This window comes from Streptomyces sp. NPDC007189, assembly GCF_040703635.1.
Classification (GTDB): domain Bacteria; phylum Actinomycetota; class Actinomycetes; order Streptomycetales; family Streptomycetaceae; genus Streptomyces.
In genome coordinates, this window is record NZ_JBEYEY010000008.1 from 159365 (window position 1) to 176986 (window position 17622).

19 protein-coding genes are annotated in these 17622 nt (G+C 71.9%); 15 read left to right on the forward strand and 4 right to left on the reverse strand.

From position 1 onward, the window contains the following. Positions 1–12 precede the first annotated feature (12 nt). The 12 genes from AB0950_RS18685 to AB0950_RS18740 are packed head-to-tail and all read left to right on the forward strand — an operon-like array spanning position 13 to position 11368. On the forward strand, positions 13–1500 hold the full coding sequence (locus AB0950_RS18685; protein WP_366778974.1) for an aldehyde dehydrogenase: 1488 nt from the start codon (positions 13–15) through the stop codon (positions 1498–1500). Between the two features lie 21 nt (positions 1501–1521). Next, on the forward strand, positions 1522–2469 hold the full coding sequence (locus AB0950_RS18690; RefSeq protein WP_360158424.1) for a VOC family protein: 948 nt from the start codon (positions 1522–1524) through the stop codon (positions 2467–2469). After that, a complete protein-coding gene (locus AB0950_RS18695) occupies positions 2466–3269 on the forward strand; it encodes an aspartate dehydrogenase domain-containing protein (protein WP_366778975.1) in 804 nt (267 codons plus the stop codon). Before AB0950_RS18690 ends, AB0950_RS18695 begins: the two co-directional genes overlap by 4 nt. Next, positions 3266–4075, forward strand: coding sequence for an alpha/beta fold hydrolase (locus AB0950_RS18700; protein WP_360158430.1), 810 nt, complete (start codon positions 3266–3268; stop codon positions 4073–4075). Before AB0950_RS18695 ends, AB0950_RS18700 begins: the two co-directional genes overlap by 4 nt. 6 nt (positions 4076–4081) lie before the next feature. After that, entirely contained in the window at positions 4082–4603 is a 522-nt protein-coding gene (locus AB0950_RS18705) for a cupin domain-containing protein (protein WP_360158433.1), read from the forward strand. After that, positions 4596–5345 (forward strand): SDR family oxidoreductase, encoded by a 750-nt coding sequence (locus AB0950_RS18710; protein WP_366778976.1) that lies wholly within the window; start codon positions 4596–4598, stop codon positions 5343–5345. The genes AB0950_RS18705 and AB0950_RS18710 overlap by 8 nt, the downstream gene beginning before the upstream one ends. Before the next feature lie 42 nt (positions 5346–5387). Then, the gene (locus AB0950_RS18715) at positions 5388–6179 is read left to right on the forward strand and encodes an SDR family oxidoreductase (RefSeq protein WP_366778977.1); all 792 of its coding nucleotides are present in this window, start codon (positions 5388–5390) and stop codon (positions 6177–6179) included. 11 nt (positions 6180–6190) lie between these two features. Continuing rightward, positions 6191–7825 carry a thiamine pyrophosphate-binding protein gene (locus AB0950_RS18720; RefSeq protein ID WP_366778978.1) on the forward strand — a complete coding sequence of 545 codons (1635 nt, stop codon included), beginning with the start codon at positions 6191–6193 and terminating at the stop codon, positions 7823–7825. Between the two features lie 13 nt (positions 7826–7838). After that, positions 7839–8786: a PDR/VanB family oxidoreductase gene (locus AB0950_RS18725; RefSeq protein WP_366778979.1), complete on the forward strand. Its 948-nt coding sequence runs from the start codon at positions 7839–7841 to the stop codon at positions 8784–8786. A 23-nt stretch (positions 8787–8809) separates the two neighbouring features. Then, complete coding sequence (locus tag AB0950_RS18730; RefSeq protein WP_360158448.1) at positions 8810–9043, forward strand: recombinase-like helix-turn-helix domain-containing protein; 234 nt, start codon at positions 8810–8812, stop codon at positions 9041–9043. 1 nt (position 9044) lies between these two features. Next, on the forward strand, positions 9045–10076 hold the full coding sequence (locus tag AB0950_RS18735) for an aromatic ring-hydroxylating dioxygenase subunit alpha (RefSeq protein ID WP_360158451.1): 1032 nt from the start codon (positions 9045–9047) through the stop codon (positions 10074–10076). After that, positions 10073–11368 carry an MFS transporter gene (locus AB0950_RS18740; protein ID WP_366778980.1) on the forward strand — a complete coding sequence of 432 codons (1296 nt, stop codon included), beginning with the start codon at positions 10073–10075 and terminating at the stop codon, positions 11366–11368. Before AB0950_RS18735 ends, AB0950_RS18740 begins: the two co-directional genes overlap by 4 nt. Here AB0950_RS18740 and AB0950_RS18745 read toward each other — a convergent pair. The 3 genes from AB0950_RS18745 to AB0950_RS18755 form a co-directional block, all read right to left on the reverse strand. Beyond that, complete coding sequence (locus AB0950_RS18745; protein WP_366778981.1) at positions 11284–11832, reverse strand: MarR family transcriptional regulator; 549 nt, start codon at positions 11830–11832, stop codon at positions 11284–11286. The two genes, AB0950_RS18740 and AB0950_RS18745, sit on opposite strands and share 85 nt — an antisense overlap. A gap of 225 nt (positions 11833–12057) precedes the next feature. Beyond that, the gene (locus tag AB0950_RS18750) at positions 12058–12960 is read right to left on the reverse strand and encodes an NADP-dependent oxidoreductase (RefSeq protein WP_366778982.1); all 903 of its coding nucleotides are present in this window, start codon (positions 12958–12960) and stop codon (positions 12058–12060) included. Positions 12961–13126: 166 nt separating this feature from the next. Next, a complete protein-coding gene (locus tag AB0950_RS18755; protein WP_366778983.1) occupies positions 13127–13933 on the reverse strand; it encodes a helix-turn-helix transcriptional regulator in 807 nt (268 codons plus the stop codon). Positions 13934–14104: 171 nt separating this feature from the next. Between AB0950_RS18755 and vdcB the strand changes: the two genes are divergently transcribed. Genes vdcB through AB0950_RS18770 form a run of 3 tightly spaced genes read left to right on the forward strand, consistent with a single transcriptional unit; the run spans position 14105 to position 16446 of the window. Then, entirely contained in the window at positions 14105–14698 is a 594-nt protein-coding gene (vdcB, locus tag AB0950_RS18760; protein WP_360158466.1) for a non-oxidative vanillic acid decarboxylases subunit B, read from the forward strand. A 46-nt stretch (positions 14699–14744) separates the two neighbouring features. After that, complete coding sequence (locus tag AB0950_RS18765; protein WP_366778984.1) at positions 14745–16172, forward strand: non-oxidative hydroxyarylic acid decarboxylases subunit C; 1428 nt, start codon at positions 14745–14747, stop codon at positions 16170–16172. A gap of 34 nt (positions 16173–16206) precedes the next feature. Then, entirely contained in the window at positions 16207–16446 is a 240-nt protein-coding gene (locus tag AB0950_RS18770) for a non-oxidative hydroxyarylic acid decarboxylases subunit D (protein WP_360158472.1), read from the forward strand. A 191-nt stretch (positions 16447–16637) separates the two neighbouring features. On the opposite strand, the gene AB0950_RS18775 is transcribed toward AB0950_RS18770, so the two are convergent. After that, on the reverse strand, positions 16638–17510 hold the full coding sequence (locus tag AB0950_RS18775; RefSeq protein WP_366778985.1) for an aldo/keto reductase family oxidoreductase: 873 nt from the start codon (positions 17508–17510) through the stop codon (positions 16638–16640). Between the last annotated feature and the right edge of the window lie 112 nt (positions 17511–17622).

The window sequence follows — 17622 nt, forward strand, 5'->3', positions numbered from 1 at the left end:
GGAGGTTTCGCCATGCCGCGCATCCCAGCCGACGAGATCCTCATCGCGGGCCGGTTCCGGCGCGGCGCGGGCAGGCCGATACGGACCGTGAACCCGGCCGACGGCGCCCTGATCACCACCGTGCACGCCGCCTCGCCCGCCGACGTCGACGAGGCGGCCCGCGCCGCCGCCGACGCCGCGGCCACGCCCGCCTGGCGCGACCTGCTGCCCCACCAGCGCGCCCGCGTCCTGCACCGGATCGGCGACCTGATCGAGGAGCACGCCGCCGAGCTGTCCGCGCTGCAGACCGCCGACACCGGCAAGACCCTCACCGAGACCCGCGCGCTCGCCGTCAGCGCCGCCGGCACCTTCCGCTACACGGCGGCCGCGCTGGAGACCGCCGAGGACTCCCTCACCCCCGCCCGCGGCCCCTACGTCACCATGAGCGTGCACGAGCCGATCGGCGTGGTCGGCGCGATCAACCCGTGGAACTCGCCGATCGCCTCCGACGCGCAGAAGGTCGCCCCGGCTCTCGCCGGCGGCAACGCGGTCCTGCTCAAACCCGCCGAGTGGACGCCGCTGGTCTCCCTCGTCTTCGGCCGCCTGGTCCACCGTGCCCTCACCGAGGCGGGCCTGCCGACCGCGCTGCTGTCCGTGCTGCCGGGCAAGGGCAGCGTCGTCGGGGACGCCATCGTCACCCATCCGCTGGTACGGCGGATCGGATTCACGGGCGGCACCTCCACCGGCCGGAACATCGCCCGGGCAGCCGCCGACAAACTCGTCCCCGCCTCCCTGGAACTCGGCGGCAAGTCACCGACGATCGTCCGGGAGGACGCCGACGTCGAACAGGCCCTCGCCGGCGTCATGTACGGCGTCTTCTCCTCCAGCGGCCAGTCCTGCATCGCCGGATCGCGGCTCTTCGTACACCGGTCGCTGTACGACTCCTTCCTCGGCGAACTCGTCCAGCGGGTGCGGAAACTGCGCGTCGGACCGGGCACCGACCCCGGCACCCAGGTCGCCCCGCTCGTCCACCACCGCCACCGCGACGCGGTCGCCGCCTACGTGGACCTCGCCCGCGCGGAGGGCGGCCGCGTCCTGTGCGGCGGCGCCGCCCCGGAGGGCCCGGAGTACACCGCCGGCGCCTTCTACCTGCCCACCGTCATCGACCACCTGCCCAACTCCGCCCGGGTCTGCCAGGAGGAGATCTTCGGCCCCGTCCTCGTCGCGCTCCCGTACGAGGACGAGGACGACCTCGTACGGCAGGCGAACGACAGCGTGTACGGGCTGGCCTGCGGCATCTGGACCCGCGACGCCCGCGCCGCCTGGCGGCTGGCCCGCCGCATCGAGGCCGGCACCGTCTGGATCAACACCTACAAGCAGTTCTCCATCTCCACCCCGTTCGGCGGGATGAAGGACAGCGGCCTCGGCACCGAGAAGGGCCGCGACCTCATCCGCGCCTACCAGCGGCAGAAGTCCCTGTACTGGGGCACCGACACCACTCCCCTGCCCTGGGCCAACTGACGCACCCCCGGAGACCTCACCATGACACACCCCCCTCGTCCGCCGATCGCCCGCCTGCGCGCGCTGCGCTCGGTCGAACTGCTCACCCCGGACTTCGCCGAGGCGACCGACTTCTACGAAGAGGTGTGGGGACTGGAGGTCGTCGAGTCCGAGCACAGCGCGAGCTGGCTGCGCGGCACCGGCGAGGAGCACCACGCCCTGCAGCTCACCCGCGCCGACCGGATCGGCCTCGGACGGCTCGCCTTCGCCGTCGCCACCCCCGCCGAGATCGACGAGGCGGCACGCCGGCTCGAAGCACGCGGCATCACCCCGGTCACCGGTCCCGGACCGCTCGACCAGGTGGGCGGCGGCTACGGCCTCAGGTTCCACGACATCGACGGCCGGCTGATCGAACTGTCCGCCGAGACCTGGGCGGTCGCGGCCCGCGGAGGCGACGCCGCCGTGCCGGTGGGTGTCACCCACGCCGTGCTCAACACCCCCGACATCGACGCCTCGGTGGCCTTCTACCAGGACGTCCTCGGCCTGCGCGTCTCCGACTGGTCCGAGCACCAGATGGCGTTCCTGCGCTGCAACGCCGACCACCACTGCATCGCCTTCAACCAGGCGCCGTGGGTGTCGCTGAACCACGTGGCGTACGAGATGAGTTCCGTCGACCACTTCATGCGCGGTCTCGGCCGCCTCCGCCACCACGGCATCACCCCGCAGTGGGGTCCCGGACGGCACGGGCCCGGCAACAACACCTTCTCCTACTTCACCGACCCCACGGGCCTGGTGTGCGAGTACACCTCGGAGGTCGCCCAGGTCGTCGAGGACACCTGGATCTGCAAGGTGTGGCGGCGCACCCCCGAACTGTCCGACGTGTGGGGCACCGCCGGGCCGCCGTCCAAGCTGATCCGCGCCCACATGGCGGGCACCCCCGACGGCAGCCCCGTCGTCCCGCCCCTCGATGCCGAAGGAGTCCCCGCATGAGCACCCCCGCCCCGCGCCGTATCGGCCTCATCGGCTGGGGCGCCATCGGCCGCGTCGTCGGCGGCGCGCTCGCCGCGGGCCAGATCCCCGGCGCCGAGCTGGTGTGCGTGGTCGACAACCGGCCCCTCGGGGACTCGGCGCCCGTCCCGCAGTACGCCGTCGAACAGGCCCTGGACCACTGCGACCTGATCGTGGAGGCCGCCGGGCAGGGCGTGGTGCGCGAGTGGGGCGAGACGATCCTCGCCTCCGGCACCGACCTGCTCGTCGCCTCCACCGGCGCCCTCACCGACGACGACCTCGCCAAGCGGCTGTTGCACACCGGACCCGGCCGCGTCTACTTCACCGGCGGCGCGGTCGGCGGCCTCGACCTGTTGCAGGCCGCACGTGCCATGGGCCCCCTGGACGAGGTCCGCCTGACCACCACCAAGCTGCCCTCCACCCTCGAACAGCCCTGGATGGACGAGGAGTTGCTCTCCCGGATGCGGTCGGCCGGCGGGCCGGTGGAGGTGATGGCGGGCACCGCCCGGGACGTCCCGGCCAAGTTCCCCAAGTCGACCAACGTCGCCGCCTCCGTGGCCCTCGCCATAGGCGACCCGGACGCGGTCCGTGTCAGCGTCGTCGCCGACCCGGCGGCCCGGCACACCTCCCACGTGATCGAGGCCAGCGGCGCGCACGGCTCCTACCGCTTCGAGGTACGGCACCTGCCCGACACCGCCAACCCGGCCACCAGCCAGGTCGTCCCGTACGCGGTGCTGCGCTCGCTCGCCGCGCTCGCCGGACGGACGGGGCACATCCTGTGAGCGCCCACGACATCGGCGGACTCCACCTGGAGGAAGCAGGCCACAGCGGCCCGCTGGTGCTGTGCCTGCACGGCATCGGATCCTCCTCGGCTGCCTTCGCACCCCAGCTCGCTGCCCTGAGCGCCGGCTTCCGGGTGGTCGCCTGGGACGCCCCCGGATACGCCAAGTCGGCCGATCCGCAAGGGCCGTTGACGATGGACGACTACGCCGACGCCGCGGCCGAGGTCATTCGCGCGCGCGGGGGCAGCGCCCATGTCCTCGGCGTGTCCTGGGGCGGCGTGATCGCCCTGCGGCTCGCCGTGCGCCACCCGGACCTCGTCGCATCGCTGATGGTCGTCGACTCCACCCCCGGCTCCGGCACGGATCCCGAGAAGGCCGCCGGAATGCGCGCCCGCGCCGACGAGCTGGCCCGGCTCGGCCCGGAGGCCTTCGCCGCCGCCCGCGCCCCGCGTCTGGTGTCCGCCGACGCGCCCGCGGAGCTGGTCGAGCGCGTCACCGCCACCATGGCCGCCTCGATCCGCCTGCCCGGCTACGGATACGCGGCCGAGGCCATGGCCGCCACCGACCTGCGCGGCGAACTGCACCGCATCACCGCGCCCGCCCTCGTCCTGTGCGGCGACCGGGACCACATCACCGGTCCCGGCAGCTCACAGGTCCTGGCCGGCGGTCTGCACAAGACCGCGTACGTGATCGTCAAGGACGCCGGTCACCTGGCCAACCAGGAGCAGCCCGAGCGTGTCAACGCCTGGCTCCTGTCGCATCTGCACATCGCCACCGACCACCGCACGGCCCACCGGAAGGACTGACACACCATGCCTCTGACCACCACCGAGTACGACAACGGCGGCGACCTCGCCAGGTACACCGACTCCCTGATCGCCACCAAGGACTCCCGGGAGCCCGACTGGAACACCCTGTCCTTCCAGGAGAAGGCCGGCCCGCAGTACAAGCGCGCGCAGATCCGCTACGTCGGCTCGGGCGCCACCGGAAACCACGAGAACGACAACCGGATCATCCCCTCCGGCGGCTTCACCTTCTCCAACATGCTGCTGCCGCCCGGCGCCGAGGGCCCCGCGCACACCCACCACGACGTGGAGGAGGCGTTCTTCGTCCTGGAGGGCAAGGTCCGCGTCGGCATCCACCGCGGCCCCGACGAGGTCGAGTACCGGACCCTCGGCTACCGCGACATGATCGTGGTGCCGGCCGGCGTCACCCGCTCGCTGAAGAACGAGGGCGACACCGACGCCCTGTTCTGCGTGATCATCGGCACGCAGAAGCCGCAGGTGCCGACGTACCCCGAGTACTCGCCGCTGTACGGCGTCACCCGTGACTGAGCCGTCGGCCCGGCGCACCGTCGTCGTGACGGGGGCGGGCCGTGGCCTGGGGGAGGCCATGGCCCGCCGGGCGGCGGCGGACGGCTTCCGGGTCGTGGTCGCGGAGCTGAACACCGAGTGGGGCGCACGGACCGCCGAGACGATCCGCGCGGCCGGCGGAGACGCGCGGTTCGTCCCGCTGGACGTGGCCGACCCCGCCTCGGTCGCCGCGCTCGCCGACCGGCTGGCCACCTCCGGCCTCGTGTACGGCCTGGTCAACAACGCGGCCCTCGCCAACGGAGTGGGCGGCAAGGAGTTCCAGGACATCGACGTCGAGGTCTGGGACCGGCTCATGGCCGTCAACGCGCGCGGCCCCTGGCTGGTCGCCAAGCACCTGCTGCCGCTGATGACCCGCCCCGGCCGCATCGTCAACATCGCCTCCGACGCCGCCCTGTACGGCTCGCCGCGCCTGGCCCACTACATCGCCTCCAAGGGCGCGGTCATCGCCCTCACCCGGGGCATGGCCCGCGAGCTGGGCGAGCAGGGCATCACCGTCAACGCCGTCGCCCCGGGCCTCACCGAGGTCGAGGCCACCGCGACCGTACCGGCCGAGCGCCGCGCCCTCTACGCCACGAACCGGGCGATCTCCCGGCCGCAGCAGCCCGAGGACCTCCTCGGCCTGGTCTCCTTCCTGCTCGGCGAGGAGTCCCGCTACCTGACCGGACAGGTGATCGCCGTCAACGGCGGATTCACCATGCGCTGAACCCCCACCCGCACCACTGGATCTGTCTGCAAGGAGTACGTCATGGATCTCGGCCTCGCCGACCGCACGGTACTGGTCACCGGAGGCAGTTCCGGCGTCGGCCTGGCCACGGTCCGCGCCCTGCTCGGCGAAGGCGCCCGCGTCGCGACGTGCGGACGCGACGGCGACCGTCTCGCCAAGGCCGCCGCCCGGCTCGGCGCCGGACCCGACCGGCTGTTCACCGGCGTCTGCGACGTCCGCGACGCCGACGCGGTACGCCGCTTCGCCGACGCCGCCGCCACCCACTTCGGCGGCCGCCTCGACGGCCTGGTCAACAACGCGGGCCAGTCGCGCATGAAACGCCTGGACGACACCACCGCCGAGGACTGGCGAGACGAGCTGGAGCTGAAGTTCGCGGGTGTCCTCAACCCCCTTGCCGCGACCCGTAGTTACCTGCGGGCCTCGGACGCCGCGTCGGTCGTCAGCATCAACGCGGTGCTCGCCAAGCAGCCCGAGACCCGGCTGATCACCACCAGCGCCGCCCGGGCCGGCACCCTCAACCTCTCCAAGTCCCTCGCCCAGGAACTCGCCGCCGAGGGCATCCGCGTCAACTCCGTCTGCCTCGGCCTGATCGACACCGGCCAGTGGACCCGCCGGCACGCCGCCGCGGACAGCGGCCTCACCTACGAGGAGTGGCAGGCCGAGCTGGCCGCCGACCGCGGCATCGCCCTCGGCCGGCTCGGCCGCGCCGAGGAGGTCGCGTACGCCGTCGTCACGCTGCTCTCCCCGCGCGCCTCCTACATCACCGGTACCAGCATCGACGTCTGCGGCGGAGTCGGCCGCGGCATCCTGTGAGGAGCCTCCCCATGCACCACGGGCAGTACGACAACGGAGGCGATCTCCTCGTCGCCCATCTCAAGTCCCTCGGCATCGACACCGTCTTCGGCATCGTGTCGGTGCACAACCTGCCGCTGGTCGAGGCGGTCGACCGCGAGCTGCGGTTCGTGCCGGTGCGCCACGAGGCCACCGCCGTCAACGCCGCCGACGGCTACGGCCGGGCCCGCGGCTCCATCGGCTGCGCCCTGACCTCCACCGGCACGGGCGCGGGCAACGCGGCCGGCTCCCTGATCGAGGCCCTGTCGTCCGGCACGGCCGTCCTGCACGTCACCGGCCAGGTGGAGTCGGCGTACCTCGGCAGCGGACGCGGCTTCATCCACGAGACCAAGGACCAGCTCGGCATGCTGCGGGCCGTGTCGGCGTACGCGGCCACCGTCACCTCTCCGCGGGACGCAGGAAGGCTGCTGCGGGAGGCGTCGGCCGCCGCGCTCACCGCGCCCGGCGGCCCGGCGAGCATCGAGTGGCCCATCGACCTGCAGTACGCCGCCCAGCACGACGACGGCGAACCCCTCCCGGCCACGGCCCCACCGGTGCCCGACCCCGCCGCCCTCGACGCCGCCCGCGAACTGCTGGCCTCCGCCCGCCGCCCGCTGATCTGGGCGGGCGGCGGCGCCACCACCGCACGCGGGGAGCTGCTCGCCCTGCTGGAGGCCACCAGTGCCGGCCTGCTCACCTCCAACTCCGGCCGCGGCAGCGTCCCCGAGGACCACCCGCTGGTCGTCGGCAACTTCGCCACGACCCCGGCCGGCCGCGCCCTGCTCGCCGACGCCGACGTGCTGCTCACCATCGGCACCCACTTCCGCTCCAACGAGACCGCCGACTACACGCTGAAGCTGCCCGCCGCGCACATCCAGATCGACCTCGACGCGGCCGCGCTCGGCCGGGTGTACCCGGCACGCCACGCCCTGCACGGCGACGCGGCCGCCGTCCTGCCCGCGCTGACCGAGACGGCCGTACGCGCCGACGCCGACTGGTCGGCCCGTGTCACCGCGGTCCGCGAGGACGTACGCGCCGCCCTGAACGACAACATCGGCCCGCAGGCCGCCGTGTGCGACGCGCTCGCCGCCGCCCTGCCGCGCGGCGCGGTCGTCGCCCGCGACGTCACCATCCCCTCCTCGTCCTGGGGCAACCGGCTCCTGCCGATCCACGACCCGCGCGCCAACGTCTTCCCGCGCGGCGGCGGCATCGGCCAGGGCCTCGGCATGGGCATCGGCGCCGCGCTCGCCCGGCCGGAGGAGCCGACCGTCGTCATCGCCGGCGACGGCGGGCTCGCCGTACACCTCGGCGAACTGCTCACCGTCGCCCAGGAACGCCCCCGCCTGACCCTGATCGTCTTCAACGACGGCGGCTACGGGGTGCTGCGCAACATGCAGGACAGGTACGGCGAACGCCGCTCCGGCGTCGACCTGTTCACCCCGGACTTCGCGTCGCTGGCCGCCGCCTGCGCCCTGCCCTACGCACGCATCGCGACCGAGGCCGACGCCGCACCGGTCCTGCGGGCCGCCCTCGCCTCCGACGGACCGACCCTCGTCGAGGTCGACCTCGACGCGCTCGGCCCGATGAAGCACCCGTTCACCCCGCCCGTCTCGATCCCCACCGCGTAGGGAGGCCACCGCCATGACCGCCGACCGCGAACACGAACTCGACCTTCTCGTCCGCCGCATGACCTGGGAGGCGGACGGCGTCCTCTCCGTCGACCTGGTCCACCCCGAGGGCAAGCCGCTGCCCGCCTGGACGCCGGGCGCACACCTCGACCTGCACACGGGCGGGCACGTGCGCCAGTACAGCCTGTGCGGCGACCCCGCCGACCTCACCACCTACCGCCTGGGCATCCTCGACGAGCCGTCCTCGCGCGGCGGTTCACGGCACGTGCACACCAGGCTGCGCCCCGGCCAGAGCGTCCGCGTGACCGGCCCGCGCAACCGCTTCGCCCTGGAACCCGCAGCCTTCTACGTGTTCCTGGCCGGCGGCATCGGCATCACCCCGATCCTGGCGATGGCCCGCCAGGCCGACCGGGACCAGGTGCCCTACCGGCTCGTCCACGGCGGCAGGTCCCGCGCCACCATGGCGTTCGGCGCCGAACTGGCCGCGCTGACCGCCGGTGAGGTGACCGTCGTACCGCAGGACGAGCAGGGCCACATCGACCTGGCGGCCGCCCTGCGGGATCTCCCGGATGATGCCCTGGTGTACTGCTGCGGCCCCGAACCGCTGCTGAAGGCCGCCGAAGAGGCCTGCCCGGCCGGCCGGCTGCGCATCGAACGCTTCGCCGCACCGGCGTCCGCCCCGCGCGACGACGACACCGCCTTCGAGGTCGAGTGCCGCTCCTCCGGCATGACCCTGACCGTCGACGCCGGCACCTCCATCCTCGAGGCCGCCGAGAACGCCGGCCTGGCCGTCACCTCCTCCTGCCGCGACGGCATCTGCGGCTCCTGCGAGACCCGCGTCCTCGCCGGCACCCCCGACCACCGCGACCACCTGCTCAGCGAGGCCGAGCACGCCGCCGGCGAGACGATGATGATCTGCGTCTCCCGCTGCGCCTCCGACCGCCTCGTCCTGGACCTGTGACCCGCACGGAGAGCGAGAGACCCATGACCACCGACACCACCGCCTGGCCGTACCTCGACCCGCACCAGAGCCGCGACCACGAACCCACCCCCTACGAACTGAAGCTCGCCCGCACCCTGGAGGAGATCTTCACCGACGACGGCCACGAACTGGCCGACGTCGTGGCCGGGCTCAACGCCCGCCAGGTCCGCACCCCCGGCGGCGAGCCGTGGACCGAGGACACCTTCCGCGCCGAGATGCACCGCCTGGGAGCCTGACATGACCCTCACCACCCGCGACACCGCAGAGCACATCTACGCCCACGGCCTGCGCAACCAGTGGCACCCCGTGGTGCCCTCCCACTTCGTCGAGCCGGGCGGCCTGCGCAAGGTCACCGCACTCGGCGAGAACTGGCTGCTGTTCCGCAGGGCCGACGGCACCCTCTCGATGCTCGCCGACCGCTGCCCGCACCGCGGCGCCCCGCTCTCCCTCGGCAAGCACCTCGGCGACCGCGTCGCCTGCTGGTACCACGGCGTCGAAGTCGACGGCTCCGGCACCGTCACCTCCGTGCCCGGCCTGCCCGGCTGCAACCTGGAGGGCAAGACGCTCGTCACCTCCCTGCCGGTCCGCGAGGTCGGCGGCGCGATCCTCGCCTACTTCGGCGACGAGGAGCACCCCGAGCCGGCCGACCTGACCCTGCCCGAACCGCTCACGAACCCCGGCATCTCCGCGATCCTCTGCTACGCCGAGTGGAACGTGCCGTGGCGCTTCGCCATGGAGAACCTGCTCGACCCGATGCACGGCGCGTTCCTGCACCACGAGTCGCACACCATGTACGACGGCGACACGACGGCCAAGTTCCGCATCCGCGAGACCGACCGGGGCTACTTCTTCGAGAAGACCGACCAGCGCGGCGTCAACTTCGACTGGGTCGAACTGTGCCGCACCGGTGTCGACTGGGTGGACCTGTCCATCCCGTACCCGCCGTCGGCCGGCCCGGGCGGCCCGTTCGGCATCGTCGGCATGGCCTGCCCGGTGGACGCCGAGCGCACCGGCGTCTTCTTCTGGCGCTACCGGAACGTCTCCGGCTGGCAGCGCGACACCTGGCGCTTCCTGTACAAGACCCTCATCGAGGAACGCCACTGGGAGGTCCTGGAGCAGGACCGGGTCATGCTGCAGGCCATGCCCGCCGACGCCGACCAGCAGGAGAACCTCTACCAGCACGACCTCGGTGTGGTCCGGCTGCGCCGCCTGTACCAGGCGCAGGCCCGGCAGCAGTCCAAGGCGGGCGCGGCGGACCCGGCGGCATGAGAGCGACAGCCGCCGCGCGGCGGTGGCCGGGCGTCCTGAGCCTGCTGGTGATCGTCCTGATCAGCTACGTGGACCGGGTGAACGTCTCCGTGCTCGTCACGGACAAGGCGTTCACCGACCACTTCGGCATCACCGGCGACACCGTCGCCCAGGGCGCCCTGACCACCCTGTTCCTGGCCGGCTACGGCATCGCGGCGTTCTTCCTGACCCCGCTGTACGAGACGGTGCTCGGCGTGCGGCGTGGCCTGTTCGTCAGCGTCGGCCTGTGGGCGCTGCTGACCGTCGTCTCCCCGTACGCCTCCGGCGCGCTCGTGCTGGTGGTGTGCCGGGCGCTGCTGGGCGCGAGCGAGGGCCCGCTGTTCTCGCTGAAGACGATGTACGTGCGCGAGCACTTCCCGCCCGAGCAGGCGGGAAAGCCCAACGCGGTCAGCTCCATGGGGGTGTCGCTGGGCACGGCGGCCGGGCTGCCGCTGGTCACGTACCTCGTCTACCGCTTCGACTGGCACGCGTCCTTCCTGCTGCTCGGCCTGCTGAACGCGGCTGTCGGCCTCCCCCTGGTGTGGCTGTTCATCAAGGGCCGAGGGGCGCGGGCGAGGGAGCGGACGTCGTTCGGCCAGACCCTGAGGCTCGCGCTGCGCACCCCGCGGCTCGGGGTGATCCTGCTCATCGAGATCGCCACGCTCGCCTACCTGTGGGGCTCGACGGCCTGGCTGCCCTCGTACCTGCTGCGGGAGCGGCACTTCTCGATCGCCGCGATGGGCGCCGTGTCGTCGCTGCCGTTCCTGATGAGCCTCGCCTCCGGCTTCCTGGGCGGCTGGCTGCTGGACCGGCTGCCCGCCCGGCGCCTGCCGGTGCTGTTCGTGACCGGCTCCCTCGGCACCGCCTGCTGCGTCGTGTTCGTCATCGGCGCGGACACGGCGTGGGCGGCGGCGACCGGGCTGATCCTGGCCAACGGCTTCTGGGGACTGCAGGGCCCGGCGATCCCGACCCTGGTCCAGAGGTGTGCACCGGCCGGCTCGGTGGGCAGCGCCTACGGGACCGTCAACGGCGTCGGCAACCTCGTCTCCGCGCTGATGCCCACGGCGATGGGCTGGGCGATCGCGGCGGGCGGCGGCAGCGGCTTCGGCGCCGGGTTCGGTCTGCTGGCCGGGACCCAGCTGCTGACGCTGGCCTGCGGGATCTGGCTCCTCCTCCGGCCGGCCGTGACTCAGCCCGCGGCCTCCTCCTCCGGCTCGGCCCCGTCGGACTCGACGATGGAGCGCTCCAGCTTGGACAGCAACCGGGCCAGCTGACGGCGCTCGGCGGGTGAGACCCCGCCGAGCATCCGCCGCTCGTTCTCCAGGTGCTCGGCGAACACCTCGTCGACCTTGCGCAGCCCTGCGTCGGTCAGGCGCGAGTAGACGACGCGGCGGTCCTCGGCGTCGCGCTCCCGCACCAGCAGCCCGTCCTTCTCCAGCCGGTCCAGGCGCAGTGTGACGCCCGCCGAGGAGATGAGACCGGAGGCCGCCAGCTGTCCCGCGGTCAGCCGGTACGGCGCCCCGGACCGGCGCAGCGCCGTCAGCACGTCGAAGCCGGCCACGGACAGCCCGTGCCGCTCGATCTGGGAGGTCAGCCGCGAGTGGTACTGCAGGTACGCGCGGTGCAGCCGGGCCAGCACCTCCAGCGGCGCGGTGTCGAGACCGGGCCGTTCACGCGCCCAGTCCTCCACGATCCCCGCCACGGCATCCGGTCGCCGCCCCGCCCTGCGCTGAGTCATGTCATCCCCTCGCGGCTCGTCCCGTCGCGAGTCGCGGACTCACGTGCCCGCGCACCCGCTGAAATCTTAGCCCTAAGAGAAGACGGGACCCTCACTCGCCCGTCGCCCGGTCCGGGGGAAGACGACGCCGTACTCCCGGCCGAACTGGACTCTCAACGGCCGCCACGAACACACCTCCGTGGCCGCTACTGCCCCTTCACTCGTGAAGAGTCCCTTTGATGACCGTCAGTCCACGAGTAGCACGAGTTTGCCGCGCACAGTTCCGGCTTGGCCGACGCGGTGCGCGTGGGCCACCTCGGTCAAGGGGAAGGTCTGGCCGACCTGGATGGAGAATCGTCCCGTTTCGGCCATATGAGCGACCTGGGCCAGCGCGTAGGTGGCGCGGCCGGTGTCGCCGCGGCTGAAGCGGATGCCCGTCTGCTGCGCGCCGCGGAAGTCGGCGACCGTGATCACGTGCTCGGGCGCGCCCGCGAGCCCCACGAGTTCGGGAAGGACGCCGCTGCCGGCGACGTCCAGTGCGAAATCGACACCCGACGGCATGATGGCCCGGACGCGTTCCGGCATCCCGTCGCCGTATGCCACCGGCTCGGCGCCGAGCGCGCGGAGGGCATCGTGCGTGCCTGGACTGCCCGTGCCGATGACGCGCGCGCCGCGCTCCACGGCGAGTTGGACAGCGGCACTCCCGACGCTGCCGGATGCCCCGTTGATGAGCAGGGTGCTGCCCGCTGTTACGCCAAGCTGGTCGAGCGAGCGCGCTGCGGTCTCGGCCGCCGCGGGGATCGCTGCAGACCGCGCATAGTCGAGCGAGTCCGGGATCGGGGCCCAGTAGGACAGCACGGCCAACTCCGCTTGGGCGGCTCCGTATGGTGAGGCTCCGAAGACCCGGTCGCCAACCGTGACACCCGAGACGTCGTCGCCGATCTCGTCAACGACGCCCGCGGCCTCGTAGCCCAGGGTCTGTGGCAGTTCCTGGTCCATCAGGCCCTGACGCTTCTTCCAGTCGCTCGCGTTGATGCCCGCGGCACGGACCTTGATCCGTATCTCCCCGGCGCCGGGATGGGGATCCGGGAGGTCAACGATCTCAAGAACCTCCGGGCCGCCGAACCGGCTGAACTGTGCCGCCCTCATCACGCACTCCTTCCGCGGAAGGAGTGGCGGATCGTCCGATACCGCGTGTGCGCGTACTCCCTGTCCGGCCATCTGCTCGGCCCCAGAGCACGTTTCTACTCCGATACCTCCACACTACGTCATGACCGCCCACGCGTGGCGGGCTGCCTCGTCACCTGATGTGACGTCACCTGACGTCCGTACCGCCCCGGAACGCCCCCGGCGTCACGCCCGTCCGCAGTCGGAAGAACTTGGTGAAGTCGCTGGCGTCGACGAAACCGAGGCGGTCCGCGACCTCTTTCGCCGCAAGACCGCTGTGCCGCAGCAGCCGCTTGGCCTCCAGCAGCACCCGATCGTCGATGTACTGCTTGGCCGTGCGGCCCGTCGCCGCGGACGCGGCCCTGGTCAGCGTGCGCGGACTGTAGCCGAGTGCCGCCGCGTAGTCCTCCACGCGGCGCGTCACCGCGTGGTCTCGCTCCACGGCCGCATGGAAGCGGCGGAACACCTCGGACGGGGCGGCGGGCCGTGGTGCCGGGCCCCGGGCCTGCGCCAGACGCATCACGAGGACGGACAGCAGGGCGCGCAGCACCTCGGCGTGTGTCTGCAGCGGCAGCGAGGCCAGCTGTCCGTACTCGTACCTGAGATGGTCGAGGGCGCGGCGCACGCCCTCCGCGTCCGGGCCCTCGGGTGTGAGCGGCCGCTGCTCGTACGGGGGATCCATGTGCGCTGCCGCCACGGTCGCGGGCGGCAGGAACCCCGCCTCGAACAGCACGACCACCCCGTCCGCCGCCCTCAGATCCGGGCCGAACCGCTGCACCTGCCCCGGCCGGATCCACAGCCACGAGCCCGGCCGCAATGCGTACTCGACGAAGTCCACCGCCATCAGCAGCGGCCGGTCGCGGGCGCCGATCAGCTGGTGGAAGGACGGGCGCAGCGGCGCGTACGGGTCGTTGCCGTGGCGGCGCGCCCGCTCGTACAGGTCGGCGAGCTCCATCACCTCGACCCCGGCCGGTGCGCCGACGGTCGGGGTGTAAACCAGGTCCCTGACGTCAGGGTGCCGATCGTGTCCGTTTTTCCCCATCGCTAGTCCCGAGCGTACCGCCGCCGCGGCCGGACCGCCTCATAGCGTGAAAGCACAGGTCAGCAACGGGTGAGGAGTGGTCCTGTGCGGTTGGTCGTGGGAATGACCGGGGCGACGGGCGCCCCGTTCGGTGTCCGGCTCCTGGAGAATCTGCGGGAGCTGCCGGACGTGGAGACGCATCTCGTCCTGTCCCGGTGGGCGCGCACGACGATCGAGCTGGAGACCGGTCTGTCCGTGGCAGAGGTCTCCGCGCTCGCGGACGTCACGCACCACCCCGACGACCAGGGCGCCACCATCTCCTCCGGCTCCTTCCGCACGGACGGCATGGTGATCGTGCCGTGTTCGATGAAGACCCTCGCCGGGATCAGGACCGGCTACGCGGAGGGGCTGGTCGCGCGCGCCGCCGATGTCGTGCTGAAGGAGCGGCGCAGGCTCGTCCTCGTCCCGCGAGAGACCCCGCTGAGCGAGATCCACCTGCAGAACATGCTCGAACTCGCTCGCATGGGCGTGCAGTTGGTGCCGCCCATGCCCGCCTTCTACAACCACCCGCGCACCGTCGACGACATCGTCGACCACGTGGTGGCCCGCGTCCTCGACCAGTTCGAGCTGCCCGCGCCCGCCGCCAGGCGCTGGGCCGGAATGCGCGCGGCCCGCACCGCTTCCCGCGACGCCGCCTGAAGTCCCCACACCGCCCGAAGTCCCGTAGCCCGCAAAGGAGTTCCCCATGGCTTATGACGATCTGCGCAGCTTCCTCGACACCTTGGACAAGGAGGGGCAGCTGCTGCGCATCACCGACGAGGTGCTGCCCGAGCCCGATCTCGCGGCCGCCGCCAACGCGACGGGCCGCATCGGCGAGAACGGGCCCGCCCTCTACTTCGACAACGTCAAGGGCTTCACCGACGCCCGGATCGCGATGAACGTGCACGGCTCGTGGGCCAACCACGCGCTCGCGCTCGGGTTGCCGAGGAACACCCCGGTCAAGGAGCAGGTGGAGGAGTTCGCGCGCCGCTGGGACGCCTTCCCCGTCGCGCCGGAGCGTCGCGAGGACGCGCCCTGGCGGGAGAACACCCAGGAGGACGACGACGTCGACCTGTTCTCGGTGCTCCCGTTGTTCCGTCTCAACGACGGCGACGGCGGCTTCTACCTCGACAAGGCCGCCGTCGTCTCCCGCGACCCCGACGATCCCGACCACTTCGGCAAGCAGAACGTCGGCACGTACCGCATCCAGGTGATCGGCACCAACCGTCTCGCCTTCCAGCCGGTCCCCATGCACGACGTCGCCCAGCACCTGCGCAAGGCCGAGGAGAAGGGCGAGGACCTGCCCATCGCCATCACCCTCGGCAACGACCCGGTGATGGCGATCGTCGCCGGGATGCCGATGGCCTACGACCACAGCGAGTACGAGATGGCCGGCGCACTGCGCGGGGCGCCCGCCCCGATCGCCACCGCGCCGCTCACCGGCTTCGACGTGCCGTGGGGCAGCGAGGTCGTCATCGAAGGCGTCATCGAGTCGCGCAAGCGGCAGATCGAGGGCCCCTTCGGCGAGTTCACCGGCCACTACTCGGGCGGGCGCCGCATGCCCGTCATCCGCGTCGAGCGCGTCTCGTTCCGTACGAACCCGGTCTTCGAATCGCTCCACATCGGCATGCCGTGGACCGAGTGCGACTACCTCGTCGGCCCCAACACGTGTGTGCCGCTGCTCAAGCAGCTGCGCGCCGAGTTCCCCGAGGTGAAGGCTGTCAACGCCATGTACACGCACGGTCTGTTGGTGATCATCTCCACGGCCAAGCGGTACGGCGGCTTCGCGAAGGCCGTCGGCATGCGCGCCATGACGACACCGCACGGACTCGGCTACGTCGCTCAGGTGATCGTCGTCGACGAGGACGTGGACCCCTTCAACCTGCCGCAGGTCATGTGGGCGATGTCGGCCAAGGTGAACCCGAAGGACGACGTCGTCGTCATCCCCAACCTGTCCGTCGTGGAGCTGGCCCCGGCGGCCCAGCCCGCCGGCATCACCAGCAAGATGATCATCGATGCGACGACGCCGGTCTCACCTGACGTTCGCGGCAACTTCTCCACACCCGCCAAGGACCTGCCGGAGACCGCGCAGTGGGCGGCCCGGCTGCAGAGCATGCTCGCTGGCCGTGCCTGAACGACCTCCCCGATCTTTTCGAAAGGACCACCCCATGAGCAATCCGCCTGCTGAGTGCCCCCGCTGCGCCTTCGAGACGGTCACCCGGCTCGCCACCTCACCCGTCCCCGGAGTGTGGGACGTGCTCCAGTGCGGCCGCTGCCTGTACACCTGGCGCACGACCGAGCCCGCCCGCCGTACGCGGCGCGACGCCTTCCCCGAGAACTTCAAGCTGACCCCGGCCGACATAGCGAACGCTATCGAGGTACCGGAGGTGCCGCCGCTTCTCAAGTAGGGGTCGGCTTCCTCTCTGCGAGGCCGGCCCGGCCAGCGCAGAAGGGCCCCGGCCGGCGAAACGGCCGGTCACGTCATCGGCCGGTCCCGCGGCGGACTGACCAAGAAGGTCGGCCTGCCGCCGATGGGAACTGCCGACCGCCGGCCCTGGTCCTCACCGCCGGGCAGGCCGGTGATGCGCCACTGTGTGGTTCAGTGTCCGATGCTGTCCAGGTCGGCCAGATCCTCCTGGGAGAGGGAGAGCCCGGCGCCCGCGATGTTCTCGCGCAGGTGGGCGGTGGACGAGGTACCGGGGATGAGCAGGATGTTCGGCGAGCGTTGCATCAGCCAGGCGAGCGCGACCGACATCGGCGTCGCCTCGAGCCGGCTCGCGACCCGGGAGAGGGCCTCGGACTGCAGCGGCGTGAAGCCTCCCAGCGGGAAGAACGGCACGTAGGCGATACCGTCGGCGGCGAGGTGGTCTACGAGGTCGTCGTCGTGGCGGTGGGCGAGGTTGTACATGTTCTGCACGCACACGATCGGGGCGATGCCGCGCGCCTCGACGACCTGCTCCGCGGTGACGTTGCTGACGCCGAGGTGGCGGATCAAGCCCTCTCGCTGGAGGTCGGCGAGCGTCTCGAATGCTTCGGCGATCGAGCCGGGCTGGGCACCCTGAGCGTCGCCCATGCGCAGGTTGACCAGGGCGAGGGCCTCGACGCCGAGGGATTCGAGGTTCTCGTGGACCTGCTTGCGCAGGTCTTCGGGGCGCCGAGCCGTGGGCCAGCCGCCCTGTGCGTCGCGGGTCGCGCCCACCTTGGTGGCGATGAAAAGCGACTCCGGATAGGGGTGCAGCGCTTCGCGAATCAGCTCGTTCGTGATGCGCGGTCCGTAGGCGCCGCTGGTGTCGATGTGGGTGATTCCGAGGCTGACTGCCTCGCGCAGGACGGCCAGGGCGCCGTCGTGGTCGGCGGGCGGCCCCACGACCCACGGACCGGCGAGCTGCATCGCTCCGTAGCCGAACCGGGTGACGGTCGAGTCACCCAGCGTCCAGGTTCCGCCCGGAAGCGGTGTGGAGGGCGCGGTCATCGAGTCCCTTTCGCTTCGTCCCAGGGGATGGTGTCTCCAGCCCCCTTGCAGCAGTCTTGAAGAGTCGCTTCCCCTTGGGAAGTAGGCACTCAAAAGTGCGTAACTAACCCAG

Bases quoted from the DNA above. Each gene is read 5' to 3' on its own strand.
- AB0950_RS18685 (WP_366778974.1), top strand. From the start codon at position 13: ATGCCGCGCATCCCAGCCGACGAGATCCTCATCGCGGGCCGGTTCCGG.
- AB0950_RS18690 (WP_360158424.1), top strand. From the start codon at position 1,522: ATGACACACCCCCCTCGTCCGCCGATCGCCCGCCTGCGCGCGCTGCGC.
- AB0950_RS18695 (WP_366778975.1), top strand. From the start codon at position 2,466: ATGAGCACCCCCGCCCCGCGCCGTATCGGCCTCATCGGCTGGGGCGCC.
- AB0950_RS18705 (WP_360158433.1), top strand. From the start codon at position 4,082: ATGCCTCTGACCACCACCGAGTACGACAACGGCGGCGACCTCGCCAGG.
- AB0950_RS18715 (WP_366778977.1), top strand. From the start codon at position 5,388: ATGGATCTCGGCCTCGCCGACCGCACGGTACTGGTCACCGGAGGCAGT.
- AB0950_RS18720 (WP_366778978.1), top strand. From the start codon at position 6,191: ATGCACCACGGGCAGTACGACAACGGAGGCGATCTCCTCGTCGCCCAT.
- AB0950_RS18725 (WP_366778979.1), top strand. From the start codon at position 7,839: ATGACCGCCGACCGCGAACACGAACTCGACCTTCTCGTCCGCCGCATG.
- AB0950_RS18730 (WP_360158448.1), top strand. From the start codon at position 8,810: ATGACCACCGACACCACCGCCTGGCCGTACCTCGACCCGCACCAGAGC.
- AB0950_RS18735 (WP_360158451.1), top strand. From the start codon at position 9,045: ATGACCCTCACCACCCGCGACACCGCAGAGCACATCTACGCCCACGGC.
- AB0950_RS18740 (WP_366778980.1), top strand. From the start codon at position 10,073: ATGAGAGCGACAGCCGCCGCGCGGCGGTGGCCGGGCGTCCTGAGCCTG.
- AB0950_RS18745 (WP_366778981.1), bottom strand. From the start codon at position 11,832: ATGACTCAGCGCAGGGCGGGGCGGCGACCGGATGCCGTGGCGGGGATC.
- AB0950_RS18750 (WP_366778982.1), bottom strand. From the start codon at position 12,960: ATGAGGGCGGCACAGTTCAGCCGGTTCGGCGGCCCGGAGGTTCTTGAG.
- AB0950_RS18755 (WP_366778983.1), bottom strand. From the start codon at position 13,933: ATGGAGCTCGCCGACCTGTACGAGCGGGCGCGCCGCCACGGCAACGAC.
- AB0950_RS18765 (WP_366778984.1), top strand. From the start codon at position 14,745: ATGGCTTATGACGATCTGCGCAGCTTCCTCGACACCTTGGACAAGGAG.
- AB0950_RS18770 (WP_360158472.1), top strand. From the start codon at position 16,207: ATGAGCAATCCGCCTGCTGAGTGCCCCCGCTGCGCCTTCGAGACGGTC.
- AB0950_RS18775 (WP_366778985.1), bottom strand. From the start codon at position 17,510: ATGACCGCGCCCTCCACACCGCTTCCGGGCGGAACCTGGACGCTGGGT.